This window comes from Streptomyces flaveolus (assembly GCF_044765825.1).
GTDB lineage: Bacteria > Actinomycetota > Actinomycetes > Streptomycetales > Streptomycetaceae > Streptomyces > Streptomyces flaveolus.
Map to the genome: position 1 here is coordinate 425268 of NZ_JBIWKU010000005.1, position 16175 is coordinate 441442.

The 16175-nt window shown below is 70.8% G+C and carries 12 protein-coding genes; 7 read left to right on the top strand and 5 right to left on the bottom strand.

The genetic code is table 11. From position 1 onward, the window contains the following. Nucleotides 1–147: 147 nt before the first annotated feature. Nucleotides 148–1959 carry a phosphomethylpyrimidine synthase ThiC gene (thiC, locus tag ACIRG6_RS18345; protein WP_364819606.1) on the top strand — a complete coding sequence of 604 codons (1812 nt, stop codon included), beginning with the start codon at nt 148–150 and terminating at the stop codon, nt 1957–1959. A 52-nt stretch (nt 1960–2011) separates the two neighbouring features. Here the strand turns inward: thiC and ACIRG6_RS18350 are convergent, their stop codons facing one another. Continuing rightward, a complete protein-coding gene (locus ACIRG6_RS18350; RefSeq protein WP_403323532.1) occupies nt 2012–2434 on the bottom strand; it encodes a YybH family protein in 423 nt (140 codons plus the stop codon). On the opposite strand from ACIRG6_RS18350, the gene ACIRG6_RS18355 reads away from it, so the two are divergent. After that, nucleotides 2426–2929: a winged helix-turn-helix transcriptional regulator gene (locus tag ACIRG6_RS18355; protein ID WP_403323534.1), complete on the top strand. Its 504-nt coding sequence runs from the start codon at nt 2426–2428 to the stop codon at nt 2927–2929. The genes ACIRG6_RS18350 and ACIRG6_RS18355 overlap by 9 nt on opposite strands. Further along, entirely contained in the window at nt 2926–4392 is a 1467-nt protein-coding gene (locus ACIRG6_RS18360) for a VWA domain-containing protein (protein ID WP_364675333.1), read from the top strand. Before ACIRG6_RS18355 ends, ACIRG6_RS18360 begins: the two co-directional genes overlap by 4 nt. Nucleotides 4393–4413: 21 nt before the next feature. On the opposite strand, the gene ACIRG6_RS18365 is transcribed toward ACIRG6_RS18360, so the two are convergent. From ACIRG6_RS18365 to ACIRG6_RS18375, 3 genes are all read right to left on the bottom strand, one after another. After that, on the bottom strand, nt 4414–5277 hold the full coding sequence (locus ACIRG6_RS18365) for a hypothetical protein (RefSeq protein ID WP_364675331.1): 864 nt from the start codon (nt 5275–5277) through the stop codon (nt 4414–4416). Between the two features lie 182 nt (nt 5278–5459). Beyond that, the gene (locus ACIRG6_RS18370) at nt 5460–6566 is read right to left on the bottom strand and encodes a metallophosphoesterase (RefSeq protein WP_364675327.1); all 1107 of its coding nucleotides are present in this window, start codon (nt 6564–6566) and stop codon (nt 5460–5462) included. 245 nt (nt 6567–6811) lie between these two features. Then, nucleotides 6812–7924 carry a LacI family DNA-binding transcriptional regulator gene (locus tag ACIRG6_RS18375; protein ID WP_350717015.1) on the bottom strand — a complete coding sequence of 371 codons (1113 nt, stop codon included), beginning with the start codon at nt 7922–7924 and terminating at the stop codon, nt 6812–6814. Nucleotides 7925–8325: 401 nt separating this feature from the next. On the opposite strand from ACIRG6_RS18375, the gene hisC reads away from it, so the two are divergent. After that, entirely contained in the window at nt 8326–9405 is a 1080-nt protein-coding gene (gene hisC / locus ACIRG6_RS18380; protein ID WP_392127401.1) for a histidinol-phosphate transaminase, read from the top strand. Between the two features lie 40 nt (nt 9406–9445). On the opposite strand, the gene ACIRG6_RS18385 is transcribed toward hisC, so the two are convergent. Further along, entirely contained in the window at nt 9446–9850 is a 405-nt protein-coding gene (locus ACIRG6_RS18385) for a cyclophilin-like fold protein (protein ID WP_403323538.1), read from the bottom strand. A 200-nt stretch (nt 9851–10050) separates the two neighbouring features. On the opposite strand from ACIRG6_RS18385, the gene ACIRG6_RS18390 reads away from it, so the two are divergent. Genes ACIRG6_RS18390 through cydD form a run of 3 tightly spaced genes read left to right on the top strand, consistent with a single transcriptional unit; the run spans nt 10051 to nt 16112 of the window. After that, complete coding sequence (locus ACIRG6_RS18390; protein WP_318213541.1) at nt 10051–11556, top strand: cytochrome ubiquinol oxidase subunit I; 1506 nt, start codon at nt 10051–10053, stop codon at nt 11554–11556. Between the two features lie 20 nt (nt 11557–11576). Then, on the top strand, nt 11577–12581 hold the full coding sequence (gene cydB / locus ACIRG6_RS18395; protein ID WP_403323540.1) for a cytochrome d ubiquinol oxidase subunit II: 1005 nt from the start codon (nt 11577–11579) through the stop codon (nt 12579–12581). 21 nt (nt 12582–12602) lie between these two features. Further along, nucleotides 12603–16112 carry a thiol reductant ABC exporter subunit CydD gene (gene cydD, locus ACIRG6_RS18400; protein WP_403323543.1) on the top strand — a complete coding sequence of 1170 codons (3510 nt, stop codon included), beginning with the start codon at nt 12603–12605 and terminating at the stop codon, nt 16110–16112. Nucleotides 16113–16175 lie beyond the last annotated feature (63 nt).

The following is a 16175-nucleotide window of genomic DNA, read 5'->3' on the forward strand; positions in this document are numbered from 1 at the left end:
GAGGGCGCTGACCTCCGTCCCAGCGATGTTTCACGGGAAACATCACCGACGTCGAGTGATGTTGACCACGAGGCGTCGTCAGACGGAAACCGCTGCGTCGACCGCTGAACCTGTTACCGGGTAATGCCGGCGTAGGGAGTAGGTCTCATGACCATCAAGGACGCACGCACGCCTGCCTCCGCCCACAACTCCGTCGAAGCGGAGTCCGCGGAGGCCGGGAAGTCCATCGGCTGGCACAAGGCGTACGTCGAGGGCTCGCGCCCCGACCTGCGGGTGCCGGTCCGTCAGGTGCACCTCACCAACGGGCAGTCGGTCACGCTCTACGACACATCGGGCCCGTACACCGATCCACTCGTCGACACCGACGTCCGCAGGGGGCTGCCGCCGCTGCGGGAGAACTGGGTCATCGCCCGCGGCGACACGGAGGAGTACGCGGGCCGCCCCGTCCGTCCCGAGGACGACGGGATCAAGCACACCTCACCGCGCGGTGGCCTGCGCAACCTGGACGCCGTCTTCCCCGGACGTCCGCGTCAGCCGCGCCGAGGCCGGGACGGCACGGCGGTGACGCAGCTCGCCTATGCGCGCCGGGGCGAGATCACACCCGAGATGGAGTACGTGGCCGTCCGGGAGAACGTCTCGCCGGAGGTGGTCCGCGAGGAGATCGCCGCCGGCCGCGCCGTGCTGCCGGCCAACGTCAATCACCCGGAGATCGAGCCGATGATCATCGGCAAGCGGTTCCTGGTGAAGGTGAACGCCAACATCGGCAACTCGGCGGTGACGTCCTCCATCGAGGAGGAGGTCGAGAAGATGACCTGGGCGACCCGTTGGGGCGCCGACACGGTCATGGACCTGTCCACCGGCCGCAACATCCACACCACCCGCGAGTGGGTGCTCCGCAACTCCCCCGTTCCCATCGGCACCGTGCCCCTCTACCAGGCACTGGAGAAGGTCGACGGCAGGGCCGAGGATCTGACCTGGGAGATCTACAAGGACACGGTGATCGAGCAGGCCGAGCAGGGCGTGGACTACATGACGGTCCACGCGGGCGTCCGCCTGGCCTACGTACCGCTCACCGCGAACCGCAAGACCGGCATCGTCTCGCGCGGCGGCTCGATCATGGCGGCCTGGTGCCTGGCGCACCACAAGGAGTCGTTCCTGTACGAGAACTTCGAGGAGCTCTGCGAGATCCTCGCCGCGTACGACGTCACGTACTCTCTCGGCGACGGCCTGCGGCCGGGATCGATCGCGGACGCCAACGACGAGGCGCAGTTCGCCGAGTTGCGCACGCTCGGGGAACTCAACCGGATCGCCAAGCGTTTCCACGTACAGACCATGATCGAAGGCCCGGGACACGTCCCGATGCACAAGATCAAGGAGAACATCGACCTTCAGCAGGAGATCTGCGATGAAGCTCCGTTCTATACGCTCGGCCCGCTGACGACGGACGTCGCACCGGCGTACGACCACATCACCTCCGGCATCGGTGCCGCGATGATCGCCTGGTGGGGCACGGCCATGCTCTGCTACGTCACGCCCAAGGAGCACCTGGGCCTGCCCAACCGTGACGACGTCAAGACCGGCGTCATCACCTACAAGATCGCCGCTCATGCCGCCGACCTCGCCAAGGGTCATCCGGGTGCGCAGGAGTGGGACGACGCGCTGTCGGACGCCCGTTTCGAGTTCCGGTGGGAGGACCAGTTCAACCTGGCTCTCGACCCGGACACGGCACGGGAGTTCCACGACGAGACGCTGCCGGCCGAGCCTGCCAAGACGGCCCACTTCTGCTCGATGTGCGGGCCGAAGTTCTGCTCGATGAAGATCAGCCAGAGCATCAACGAGCGGTTCGGCGGTGCGGTCGCCGAGGGTGCGTCTCCCGACGAGATCGCCGAGGGCATGCTGCAGAAGTCGAAGGAGTTCGCCGCCGGCGGGAACCGGGTGTATCTCCCGCTGGCCGACTGAAACCCGCTCCCGGCCGCACGCCGGGCGGTGCCCGCGCCGGGACCGCCCGGCGTCAGCGGGGCACCGGGACCGCCTCGGGCGGACCTGCCACTCCGAACGGGTTGTCGATGGCGTAGCGCCAGTAACCGTCCGGTCCGCGGCGGGCCACGTCCGTCGCGGTGCCCTCGATGTGCACCCGGCCGCCGTGGGCAGCGACGCCGTCGATGACGAAGTCGACGAGCAGCAGGGCCAGGTCACCGACGACGTAGGTGTGCCGGGGCGTCACCCGGATCGGGACGCGCAGCCGGAGGAAGTCGTCGTTGGCCCGCATCCGGTCCGGTCCGGCGACCAGCCGGCCCGGCTCGGGGACGAAGCCGGCACCGGGCTCGTAGACCTGGTCCAGGACCCGTGGATCGAAGGTGTTGAAGGCTCGCGCGAAGACGTACGGATGCTCGGCCGCGCTGGTGGCCGGCGCCACACTGAGGGGATGCGTCATGTGGCAAGCGAACAGCCCGCCGACACGGGTCACCAAACAGAAACCCACGGCTGGGACGAGGAGTTGGTGCCCGATGTACGGGGCCGGAGCCGTCGTCCGGAAGCCGACTGCCCCGTGGAGATCGCCCTCGCGGCGGTCTCCGGCCGGTGGACCACCCTGGTGCTCCGCGAACTGATGGGCGGTCCCCGGGGCTTCACGGAGCTGCGGACGCTGCTCCCCGAACTGTCGGCGAAGGTGCTCAGCGAGCGCCTCACGGCACTGCGGGAGAGGGGCCTGGTGACATCCGAACGGCTGCGGGGCTTTCCCGTACGCACCCGCTACGACCTGACGGAGGCGGGCCGGTCCCTGCGGCCGCTGCTGGTCGCCTTGTACGCGACCGGTGCCGAGCTGCAGCGCCTGACTCCCGGCGACGGGCCGGGGGAGCGGGAGGAGGGACGGACCACCGGGCCTGCCCTCTCCCCTCGGGGGCTCCATCTCGGCAGACTGGGCCCATGACAGCCTCATCCCTGAGCAAGGGCGCCAATCTCGCCGTCGACTCCCCCGCGGTGTGTGTCGCACTCAGCTGGTCCGCCGGGCCGGGTGTGCCCGAGGTCGACGCCTCGGCCCTGCTGCTCACCTCGGCCGGACGCGTACGGGACGACGGCGACTTCGTCTTCTACAACCAGCCCCGGCACGCGTCCGGCGCGGTGCGGCACCTGGGGAAGGAGACCGGCTCCGGGCCTGCGTCCGGTGTCACGACCGACACCGTCGAGGTGGACCTGCACGCGCTGGAACCGGGCGTCGAGCGCATCGCCCTGTGCGCCTCCTCCGACGGCGGGACGTTCGGCCAGGTGCCGGGACTGTCGCTGCGGCTGCTGGACGCGGCCACCCGGGCCGAGCTGGCCCGCTTCGACATGGCGGCCGGCACCGAGACCGCGATGGTCGGCGGTGAGCTGTACCTGCGCCAGGGGAAGTGGAAGTTCCGGGCGGTGGGGCAGGGCTACGCCAGCGGACTCGCGGGTCTGGCCACCGACTTCGGCATCACGGTCGACGACGCTCCGACCACCGCGGCCCCGCCCTCCCCGACCACCGCCGCCCCGTCCACCCCGACGCCTCCCGCGCCGCACGCCCGGCCCCCGCAGCCGGCTCCCCCGGTGCCGCCGAGCCCTTCCGTGCCGCCCGCGCCGCCCGCACCGCCGGCCGCGGCGGCCGGTCCCCGACTCACCAAGGGCGAGGAGCACCTACCCGTCGACATGCGCAAGCGACTGTCCCTGCGCAAGGAACAGGTCGCGGTCAGCCTGCGCAAACACGGCGCGGCCGGTGTCACCGCGCGCGTCGTCCTGGTCCTCGACGCCTCCGGGTCCATGTCCTTCCTGTACTCCAAGGGCGTGGTGGCCGACGTGGTGGAACGCATGGCCGCCGTCGCCGCACAACTGGACGACGACGGCGAGATGCAGGCCTGGACCTTCGCGTCGAACCCGGCGCGGCTGCCCGACCTGCGGCTGGGCGACCTCCCCGAGTGGCTGCGGCTGCATGTGCGGGTGGGGGAGGTGGGGCTCTTCCGCCGGGGGAGGAAGAAGGGACTGCACGCCGACCAGGTCGACATGCGGGACGTCGGCATCCAGAACGAGGAGCAGAAGGTGATCGCCGAGGTCCGGGCCTACGTCCGGGACAACCCGGCGCAGGCACCGACCCTGGTGCTGTTCTTCTCCGACGGCGGTGTCTACCGCAACAGCGAGATCGAGCGGGAGCTGCGGGACGCGGTGGAGGAGCCGGTCTTCTGGCAGTTCGTGGGCCTCGGCCGGTCCAACTACGGGGTGCTGGAGCGGTTCGACACGCTGCCCGGCCGCCGCGTGGACAATGTCGGCTTCTTCGCCGTCGACGACATCGGCACCGTCCCCGACCAGGAGCTGTACGACCGCCTGCTGTCCGAGTTCCCGTCCTGGATCACTGCCGCCGGCCGGGCGGGCATTCTCTGACGTGCCCGCCCCGGCCGGTGGCTATTCCGGTCGGTGTTCCGGGCCACCGAAGTCCGGACTGCTGTAGTCCGGGCTCGAGTAGCTCGGGCGCGACCCCTCCCGGCCGTCGTCGGGGCTCGTGAACCCCGGACGGTCGTAGCCCAGGTGCGGCATCCGGCTCGCCGGCGCCGCCGGTCCCGTCGGGTGGAGCGCGACCGCCGCGTTCGGATCGGTGAGGGCCTCCCGCAGGAACGGCAGGATGCCGCGCTCGAGCAGGGCGTCGTGCCAGGCTTCCCTGGCCCGGGCCACCTCCCCGTCGAGTTCGCCGTAGCGGCCGGACTCGGCGGAGGGCCGGTTGCGCAGCGCGGTGAGCAGCAGCCCCACCCCCGCGACGAGGACGGCGACGGCGGCCACACCGCCGAACACCCATCCCGTGGTGAGCATGGTCTGCGCGAACGCCTGCCCCGGGTCGAGCATCCTCAGTATGTAGCCGACGAGCAGGAAGATCGCCGCGGCGGTGCCGGCCAGGACGGGTGCCAGGACGGCGACGACCGCGACCGCGCCCGCGCCGGCCTCGGCGGCCTCCCCCACGGTGGCGGCGAGACCCACCGCGCCCGTGCCCGGCTCGTCGGAGCCGGAGTCGCGCGCGGACGACGAGGCGGACGGCGTCGGATGACGCAGTTCCTCGCGGACCTTCACGTAGTGCTGGTACTCCGTGGTGGCTGCCGCCGTGATCAGAGCGGTGGCGTTGAGTGCCATGGTGCGCAGTTGTTCGGCGTTGAGCCGCTGTCCGACAGCGGCCAGTTCCGGGCGGTGTGGTGCGGAGCGCAGCGCCTCGTCGAGGACCCGCTCGTACTCCTGGCGGTCCTCGTTCGACAGATGCTGCGGAACGCTGTTCATGTGCATCCCCCGATGCTCCGTAGGGCTTGGGGCTCGCATGCCAACGAGCCGTCGGGCAGAAACGGAGGGGAGCCTGCTACGGATAAGCCGATGGTAGAGCGGCGACGGCGCGCGGTGACAGGGGGTTTCCAGAAATTGGGTGCCGACCTGTAGGGCCGCCGCGGAGGAACGGACGGCCCGTCGAAGGGTCAGGCGTCCAGCGGGAGTTGCTGGACCAGCAGCTTTCCGGCCATGGTCACGCCGCCGTCCATCGCGATGGCCAGCCCGTCCGCGTAGACGTGGGGTCCCTCGACCGCGGTACGGGTGTCGTCCTCGCCGTCCTCGGAGCCGACCTCGCCCAGGAGGTAGGGGATGGGGCTGTGGCCGTGGACGATACGGGTGCCGCCGTACGTGTCCAGCAGCGAGCGCACGGCGTCGGCGCCGCCCTCGTCGCGGAAGGAGAATCGCTTGGTGAGCTTGCGGAACAGGTCCCACACCTCTTCCGCGTCGTTGCGCGTGAGCGTCTCGCGGACGGTGTCGTTGACTTCCTCGATGGAGCGGCCGTAGTCGAGGTAGGTGGTGGTGTCGGAGTGGACGAGGAGATGCCCGTCGACCTCCTCGAGCGCGTCGAGGCGGGCCATCCACTGCAGGTGATGGTCCTGGAGGCGGTCCATGTCGGTTTTCTGGCCACCGTTGAGCAGCCAGGCCGCCTGAAAGGTGGCGGTGCCGGCGCCGGAGTTGACGGGGGTGTCACCGAACCGCTTGGCACCGAGGAGCAGCAGCTCGTGGTTGCCCATGAGCGCCTTGCAGTAACCGCCGGCCGCGGCGGCCTCGGCGGACAGCCGCATCACCAGGTCGATGACGCCGATGCCGTCCGGGCCGCGGTCGGTGAAGTCGCCGAGGAACCACAGGCGGGAGGTGCCCGCGCACCACTGGCCGGCGGCGTCGATCAGGCCCTTCTCCTGGAGGGCGGCGACCAGCTGGTCCAGGTAGCCGTGCACGTCGCCGACGACGAACAGCGGCCCCTGGCCCGTGGCGGGCTGTGCTGCCGGGGCCGGCTCTGGCTCGACGGCCACCTGCACCGTGTCACCCCTACGGATGACGGGCAGATCGCGCTGAGTGGGCGTGTACCCCTCCGGATAGGCATCCTCGTACCCCTCCTCGGAGGGGGGCGCGGCCTCGTCGGCGTGCGTGCCGAGGGCGGTGTACGGAGCGGCCTCGTGGACGTACGCGGGCACCCGGAAGTCGCGCACCGTCGCCGTCCGCTCCACCTCGGGTCCCTGACCGGCCCCCTGAGTCATCGACCCCTCCACCATCGCGCCGCATCTGCACCGCTTCGGACTGCCTGGTCGCAGCGGCCCGCGGTGTGTGGGCCCATCATAGGAATGCGGATCGCTCTGTGTGATGACCCAGGGGTGGTGAATCAGAGCAGGACTCCGGTTCGCCGCGGCTTTCGCCCCGATTGGGACGGGCTTCGCCCGTCCGTGACGTCGGCGTGATCTTCACCGTACGGGGCCTGCCCGGTGTGATTTCCCTCCGGTCCGGGCCCGCGTCCCGGCCTCTACCCGTGATCGGGTGACCGCGGCGGGCTGATCGTCGTCCGGGGCGGGCGGCGCTGCGAGGACGTCCGCACGATCAGTTCCGTCGGTATCACCTGCTCGACCGTCTGCTCGGAGTCGAGCCCCTCGATGGCGTCGATGAGGAGCTGGATCACCGCCGTGCCGATGCGGCGGGGCTTCAGCGACAGGGTGGTGATGGGCGGCTCGGTACTGGCGTACACCGTGGACTCGCTGCAGCAGACCAGCAGCAGGTCCTCAGGGACGCGCAGACCGTAGCGGCGGGCGGCGGCGAGCAGGTCGGTGCCGTTCGGGTCGAACAGGCCGTACACGGCGTCGGGCCGGTCGGGCCGGGCGAGCAGCCGGTCGGCGGCCACCGCCCCCGCGCACGGGTCGTGTGCCGGGTAGGCCTCGTAGACCGGGTCCTGTCCGACGCGCTCGCACCAGTGCAGGTAGGCGGTGGTCGACAGGCGGGTGTACGTGTCGGTCGTGGTGCCGGTGAGCAGGCCGATCCGGCGGGCGCCGGCGGCGGCCAGGTGGTCGAGGATGCCGAGTACGGCGGCCTCGTGGTCGTTGTCGACCCAGGCGGTGACGGGAAGCGCTCCGGCCGGGCGGCCGTCGGAGACGACCGGTAAGCCCTGCCGGACCAGTTCGCTGACGACCGGGTCCTGGTCGGAGGGGTCGATGACGACCGTGCCGTCCAGTGCGACGTTGGACCACACGTCGTGGCGGGAGGTCGCCGGGAGGATCACGAGGGCGTAGCCGCGGGCGAGCGCGGCGGAGGTGGCGGCGCGCGCCATCTCGGCGAAGTACGCGAACTCGGTGAAGGTGAAAGGTTCATTCCCGTACGTCGTCACGGTCAGGCCGATGAGTCCCGACTTGCCGGTGCGGAGCGTACGGGCGGCGGCCGACGGCCGGTAGCCCAGCCGGTCGGCGACCTCACGGACATGGCGCCGGGTGGCATCCGGGAGTCGGCCCTTGCCGTTGAGGGCGTCGGAGACGGTCGTGATGGATACTCCGGCGGCGGCGGCCACGTCTCTGATACCGGCCCGGCCCGGCCGGCTGCCTCGGCGTGAGGTTTCCGCGCGGCTCACCTGATGCTTCCCTGCTGCTGTCATGGCGAGCCGATAGTAGGGCTCATGCGGCGGGGTAGGGCGGACGCATATGCACGCGTTGACAGGCACGATTCTGCATGATCAAGAGACATTAACAGCCTTAGAAAACAAGGAAGTTGACGGTTCCCGTCCCAGTACCTGTCGTGTCGGCGAGAGAGGGCCTGCCGACTGGCCGATGTTGCGAAGAGGTCTCAACTCACCTGCACGAGGGATGCGCGCCACGGCGCAAGCCACCGGCGCGTAGATATATGTGCAGCGCGCCCCCCGAATCGTGCGCCTTCGTCTGCCGATGCCCCTGATGCCGATGTGACGGAGGAGGTCTGACCGCCCCTATACGCAGCGGCGCCGAATCCTCATAAGGTGAGAAGTATTCGATGCCGGTGGTGGTCACGAGGAGGACTGCGGTGAGCGAGACGAGCCCCAAGCTGCGCGCCGAGCTGGAGGGAATTCCCACCTACAAGCCGGGCAAGCCCGCCGCGGCGGACGGGCCGGTGGCCTACAAGCTGTCCTCCAACGAGAACCCGTACCCGCCGCTGCCGGGGGTGATGGAGACGGTCGCGGCCGCGGCCTCGTCCTTCAACCGGTACCCGGACATGGCCTGCACGGCCCTGATGAACGAGCTGTCGGAACGGTTCGGCGTCCCGCTCTCCCACCTGGCCACCGGTACCGGATCGGTCGGCGTGGCGCAGCAGCTGATCCAGGCGACCTCCGGTCCCGGCGACGAGGTGATCTACGCCTGGCGCTCCTTCGAGGCGTACCCGATCATCACGCAGATCAGCGGTGCGACGTCCGTGAAGGTACCGCTGACGCCGGGCGATGTGCACGATCTGGACGCCATGGCCGCCGCTATCACCGACAGGACGCGGCTGATCTTCGTCTGCAACCCGAACAACCCGACGGGCACGGTGGTGCGGCGGGCCGAGCTGGAGCGCTTCCTCGACCGGGTGCCGAGTGACGTGCTCGTCGTTCTCGACGAGGCCTACCGCGAGTTCATCCGCGATCCCGAGGTGCCGGACGGCGTCGAGCTCTACCGGGAGCGGCCCAACGTCTGTGTGCTGCGGACCTTCTCCAAGGCGTACGGCCTCGCCGGCCTGCGGGTCGGCTTCGCGATCGCCCATGAGCCGGTGGCGGCCGCGCTGCGCAAGACGGCCGTGCCCTTCGGCGTGAGCCAGATCGCCCAGGAGGCGGCGATCGCCTCGCTGCGGGCCGAGGACGAGCTGGTCGGCCGGGTCGGCTCGCTGGTCTGCGAGCGCAACCGTGTGGTCGACGGCCTGCGCTCACAGGGTTGGACGGTGCCGGAGTCCCAGGCCAACTTCGTGTGGCTGCGCCTGGGGGAGCGCACGGTCGCCTTCGCGGAGGCGTGCGAGCGGGCCGGCGTGGTCGTACGGCCGTTCCCGGGCGAGGGTGTGCGGGTGACGGTCGGGGAGAGCGAGGCGAACGACATCTTCCTGAAGGTGTCGGAAGCGTTCCGCAAGGAGATCTGACGGGGCAGCGAGCCTCAGGTGTCCGGCGAGGCGGTGGGCGTCAGGCGTCCACCGCCTCCACGCGTATCGGGTCGCCGTCGCGCACCGACGCCAGCCGGCGGGGGTCGCCGTCGAGACGGCCGAGGACGTTGCACGGGCTCGCGAGGCGGCACTCGTCGCCTCGCGAGATCGGCGTGGGGCCGTACGGGAGAGCCAGCGCGTCGCCGTCGGTCCAGAAGGCGACGGTGCCGGGCTCGACAACCTGCCGGGCGCCCGTTTCACATGAAACCGACACACCTGTGTCGAAGTACACCTCCTCGCCCCAGGTGTGGGCGGAGGCGGTGAGCGGCAGGGCCTTGAGGAGGGCCTGTGTGGTGGGGGTGTCCCCGAGGGTCGCGGTGAGGTGACCCGCGGGCCATGAGATGCGTATCCGTGCGTACTGCTCCTGTGTCTCCGTGGTGTTCATGCCGCGGATTCAACAAGATGTTGAAGTCCTTGCCAAGGGGTTGACGTCACAGGGGACCCCCCTTCCGGCGTCGAAAAGCTGTAGGTCATAATTGCTTGTGAATGTGAACGCGTTCACAAGCGTGTCGGGTTGCTCCCGCAATAGGTGGCACATACACGCACAAACTGCCGGAACCACGGCGATGCAAGGAGGCCGACGACGTGGACATGGCTTTGGCGCCGGAGACGCTGGCGCGATGGCAGTTCGGCATCACGACCGTCTACCACTTCCTCTTCGTTCCGCTGACGATCTCGCTGGCCGCCCTCACGGCCGGGCTGCAGACCGCCTGGGTGCGCACGGAGAAGGAGAAGTACCTCAGGGCGACGAAGTTCTGGGGCAAGCTCTTCCTGATCAACATCGCCATGGGTGTCGTCACCGGCATCGTGCAGGAGTTCCAGTTCGGCATGAACTGGTCCGACTACTCCCGCTTCGTCGGTGACATCTTCGGCGCACCGCTCGCGTTCGAGGCGCTGATCGCCTTCTTCTTCGAGTCGACCTTCATCGGCCTGTGGATCTTCGGCTGGGACAAGCTGCCGAAGAAGGTCCACCTGGCCTGCATATGGATGGTCTCGATCGGCACGCTGCTGTCGGCGTACTTCATCCTCGCCGCCAACTCCTGGATGCAGCACCCCGTCGGCTACCGGATCAACGAGGAGAAGGGCCGCGCCGAACTCACCGACTTCTGGCAGGTACTCACCCAGAACACCGCGCTCAACCAGGTCTTCCACAGTTTCTCGGCGGCCTTCCTGACGGGCGGCGCCTTCATGGTGGGCATCGCCGCCTTCCACCTGATGCGCAAGAAGCACATCCCCGTGATGCGGACCTCGCTCCGGCTCGGCCTGGTCACCCTGGCCGTCGGCGGCCTGCTCACCGCCATCAGCGGCGACACCCTCGGCAAGGTCATGTACGAGCAGCAGCCGATGAAGATGGCCGCCGCCGAGGCCCTGTGGGACGGCGAGCAGCCGGCGCCCTTCTCCGTCTTCGCCTACGGCGACGTCGACGAGGGCCACAACAAGGTCGCCCTGGAGATCCCCGGCCTGCTGTCCTTCCTGGCCCACAGCGACTTCGACTCGTACGTGCCCGGCATCAACGACACCAACAAGGCCGAGCAGCAGAAGTTCGGGCCCGGTGACTACAAGCCCATCGTCCCCGTCGCCTACTGGGGCTTCCGGTGGATGATCGGCTTCGGCATGGCTTCCTTCTCGCTCGGTCTGCTGGGGCTGTGGCTGACCCGGAAGAAGTTCATGCTGCCGGCGGCCTGGCGGACCGGTGACGACGAGGTGCCCCACCTGGTGCTGCTGAAGAAGCCGCTCGGGTCGAAGCTCTCCCGGCTGTACTGGCTGCTGGCGGTCTGGACGATGGCCTTCCCGCTGATCGCCAACTCCTGGGGCTGGATCTTCACCGAGATGGGCCGTCAGCCCTGGGTCGTCTACGGCCTGTTCCAGACCCGCGACGCGGTCTCCCCCGGTGTCTCCACGGCCGAGGTCCTCACCTCGATGATCGCCTTCACCCTGCTCTACGCCGTCCTGGCCGTCATCGAGGTCAGGTTGCTGGTGAAGTACGTCAAGGCCGGGCCGCCCGAGCTCACCGAGGCCGACCTCAACCCGCCCACGAAGATCGGCGGCGACGCCCGTGACGCCGACAAGCCGATGGCCTTCTCGTACTAGGCCGAGGGAGCTGCACAGTCATGGAACTTCACGACGTCTGGTTCGTCCTGATCGCCGTCCTGTGGACCGGCTACTTCTTCCTGGAGGGCTTCGACTTCGGGGTCGGCGTGCTCACCCGGCTGCTCGCCCGTGACCGGGCCGAGAAGCGGGTGCTGATCAACACGATCGGTCCCGTCTGGGACGGCAACGAGGTGTGGCTGCTGACGGCCGGCGGGGCGACCTTCGCCGCCTTTCCCGAGTGGTACGCCACCCTCTTCTCCGGCTTCTACCTGCCCCTGCTGGTCATCCTGCTCTGCCTGATCGTCCGGGGCGTCGCCTTCGAGTACCGGGTGAAGCGGCCCGAGGAGCACTGGCAGCGCAACTGGGAGACCGCGATCTTCTGGACCTCGCTGATCCCGGCGTTCCTGTGGGGCGTCGCCTTCGGCAACATCGTCCACGGAGTGAAGATCGACCGGGACCTGGAGTACGTCGGCACCGTCTGGGACCTGCTGAACCCGTACGCCCTCCTCGGCGGCCTGGTCACCCTGACTCTGTTCACCTTCCACGGGACGGTGTTCACCGCGCTCAAGACCGTGGGGGAGATCCGCGAACGGGCACGGACGCTGGCGCTGCGGGTGGGTCTCGTCGCCGCCGTGCTGGCCCTCGCCTTCCTGCTGTGGACCCAGGCCGACAATGGCGACGGCAAGAGCCTGGTCGCGCTGGTGGTGGCCGTCGCCGCCCTGGTCGTCGCGCTGGCGGCGAACCAGGCGGGCCGCGAGGGATGGGCGTTCGCGCTGTCCGGTGTCACCATCGTGGCCGCCGTGGCGATGCTCTTCCTGACGCTCTTTCCGAACGTCATGCCGTCCACGCTCGACGCGGACTGGAACCTCACCGTCACCAACGCCTCGTCCAGCCCGTACACCCTGAAGATCATGACCTGGCTGGCCGTGATCGCCATGCCGGCCGTCCTGCTCTACCAGGGGTGGACGTACTGGGTGTTCCGCAAGCGGATCGGCACCCAGCACATCGCCGAAGCCGCGCACTGAGTCCGGCGGGGTGTGTTTCACGTGAAACCGATCGATCCACGGCTGCTGCGGTACGCCCGCGCCACCCGGCTCTTCCTGGCGGCGGTCGTCGTCCTGGGCGCCGTCGGGGCCGGGCTGGTCGTCGCCCAGGCGATGCTCATCGCCGAAGCGGTGGTGGGTGCCTTCCAGCACGGCATGACGGCCGCCGAACTCCGCACCCCGCTGTCGCTGCTGGTGGCCGTCGCCTGCGGCCGTGCTCTGGTCGGCTGGCTGACCGAGCTGGCCGCGCACCGGGCCAGTGCGGCCGTGAAGTCGGAGCTGCGGGGCCGGTTGCTGGAGCGGGCGACGGCGCTCGGCCCCGGCTGGCTGAGCGGACAGCGCACCGGGTCGCTCGTCGCCCTGGCCACGCGGGGCGTCGACGCCCTCGACGACTACTTCTCGCGCTACCTGCCGCAGTTGGGGCTCGCGGTGGTCGTGCCGGTGGCGGTGCTGGCCCGGATCGTCACCGAGGACTGGGTCTCGGCGGCCATCATCGTCGCCACCCTGCCGCTCATCCCGGTCTTCATGATGCTGATCGGCTGGGCCACGCAAGCGCGGATGGACCGGCAATGGCGGCTGTTGTCCCGGCTGTCCGGGCACTTCCTGGACGTGGTCGCGGGGCTGCCGACGCTGAAGGTGTTCGGCCGGGCCAAGGCGCAGGCCGAGTCGATCAAACGCATCACCGGCGAGTACCGGCAGGCGACCATGCGGACCCTGCGGATCGCCTTCCTGTCGTCCTTCGCCCTGGAACTGCTCGCCACCCTCTCGGTGGCGCTCGTCGCCGTGACCATCGGTATGCGGCTCGTCCACGGCGACATGGCCCTGTACGACGGCCTGGTCGTGCTCGTGCTCGCGCCCGAGGCCTATCTGCCGCTGCGGCAGGTGGGGGCGCAGTACCACGCGGCGGCCGAGGGGCTCGCCGCCGCCGAGGAGATCTTCTCGGTGCTGGAGACACCCGCGCCGGCGTCGGGGAGCGGGCCGGTGCCGAGGGACGGCGCCCTGTCCTTCGAGGGCGTGACCGTGCGCTACCCGGGGCGCGCCGCGGATGCCGTGTCGGACGTGGACCTCGTCGTCGAGCCGGGCGAGACGGTCGCGCTCGTCGGGCCGAGCGGGGCCGGCAAGTCGACGCTTCTGCACGCCCTCCTCGGCTTTGTCCGTCCGTCCCACGGGCGGATCAGGATCGGCGGGGCCGATCTCACCGGCCTCGACCCGGCGCAGTGGCACGCCCGCGTCGCCTGGGTGCCGCAGCGTCCGCACCTGTTCGCGGGCACCGTCGACGAGAACGTACGGCTGGCCCGTCCCGACGCGGACGACGCGGCCGTGCGGCGGGCGCTGCGCGACGCCGGGGCGCTGGAGTTCGTGGACGCGCTGCCCGAGGGGACGGGCACCGTGCTCGGCGAGGACGGTGCCGGACTGTCCGCCGGGCAGCGGCAACGGATCGCCCTGGCCCGGGCGTTCCTCGCGGACCGGCCGGTGCTGCTGCTCGACGAGCCGACGGCCGCCCTGGACGGGGCGACCGAGGCCGAGGTCGTGGCCGCCGTACGCAGACTGGCGACCGGACGGACCGTGCTGCTGGTGGTGCACCGGCCGGCCCTGCTGGAGGTGGCCGACCGCGTGGTGCGCCTGGACGACCCGGTCGCCGCTCCCGCGGCCGCCGGTGTCCCGAGGCCCACGGTGGACCACCCGGCCGAGGAGGTGCCGGATGCCACTGCCCCGGCTCCGGCCGGCGGTCCGGGCACACCGGACCAGGCGCACGGCTCCCCGGCCGGGGTCCTCGCCCGGGTCCGGGCGATGTCCGCCGCCCGGCGCGGGCGGCTCGGCCTCGCGCTGCTCCTCGGGAGCCTCGCCCTCGGCAGTGCCGTGGGACTCATGGCCACCTCGGGATGGCTCATCTCCCGGGCCTCGCAGCAACCGCCGGTGCTCTATCTGATGGTGGCCGTGACGGCGACCCGAGCCTTCGGGATCGGGCGGGCCGTGTTCCGCTACGCCGAGCGGCTCGTCTCGCACGACGCCGTGCTGCGGATGCTGGCCGACACCCGGGTCGCCGTCTACCGGCGGCTGGAGCGGCTGGCCCCCGCCGGCCTGCGCCGCAGCCGGCGCGGTGACCTGCTGTCCCGGCTCGTCACCGACGTCGACGCGCTGCAGGACTACTGGCTGCGCTGGCTGCTGCCGGCCTGTACCGCGGTGGCCGTCTGTGCCGCGTCGGTCGGCTTCACGGCCTGGCTGCTGCCGGAGGCCGGTGCCGTGCTCGCCGTCGGGCTGCTCGCGGCCGGAGTCGGCGTACCCCTGATCACCGGGGCCGTGGCACGGCGGGCCGAGCACCGGCTGGCACCCGCTCGCGGCGTACTGGCCACCCGGGTGACCGACCTCCTCACCGGCACCGCCGAACTGACCGTCGCCGGGGCCCTGCCCGGGCGGACCGCCGAGGCGCGACGGGCCGACGGCACGCTCACCCGGATCGCCTCGCGGGCGGCCACGGCCACCGCGCTGGGCGACGGCCTCGTCGCCCTGATCTCCGGGCTGACCGTCGCGGGTGCCGCGCTCACCGGCGTTCAGGCGGTAGCGGACGGCCGCCTCGCCGGGGTGGCCGTGGCCGTCGTGGTCCTCACCCCGCTGGCCGCGTTCGAAGCGGTCCTCGGACTGCCGCTGGCCGTGCAGTACCGCCAGCGCGTGCGCAGGAGCGCCGAGCGGGTGTACGAAGTGCTCGACGCGCCCGAGCCCGTACGTGAGCCCGAGCGGCCACGGGAGGCGCCCGCGTCACCGTTCCCGGTCGTCGTCGAAGGACTGGCCGCGCGCCACCCCGGGCAGCGACGGGAGGCCCTCGCGGGGCTCGATCTGACGTTGGCGGAGGGCCGCCGCGTCGCCGTGGTCGGACCGTCCGGCTCCGGCAAGACCACGCTGGCCCAGGTGCTGCTGCGGTTCCTGGACCCCGGCGCGGGCTCCTACACACTGGCCGGCACGGACGCCGGTGCCCTGGCCGGCGACGACGTTCGGCGGCTCGTCGGGCTGTGTGCGCAGGACGCGCACCTCTTCGACAGCTCGGTGCGCGAGAACCTGCTCCTGGCCAGGAAGGACGCCACGGAGCCCGAGCTGCGCGCCGCGCTGGCGCGGGCCCGCCTGCTGGACTGGGCCGAGAGTCTGCCCGACGGCCTGGACACGCTGGTCGGCGAACACGGGGCCAGGTTGTCCGGCGGCCAGCGGCAGCGGCTGGCCCTGGCCCGGGCGCTGCTCGCCGACTTCCCCGTACTCGTGCTCGACGAGCCGGCCGAGCACCTCGACCTGCCGACCGCCGACGCGCTCACCGTCGATCTGCTGGCCGCCACCGAGGGCCGTACGACCCTGCTCATCACGCACCGGCTGGCGGGTCTGGACGCGGTGGACGAGGTGATCGTGCTGGACGAGGGCCGGGTCGTGCAGCGGGGCACGTACGCGGAGCTGGCAGCCGTGGAGGGACCGCTGCGGACGATGGCCGAGCGGGAGGCGGCGTCGGAGCTGCTGGTGGGAGCCCGGTGACCGCTGGACGCGGGGCGGGCGCCGGACCGTCCCGGACGGGCAAGCGGCCGTATCCGCGCACGA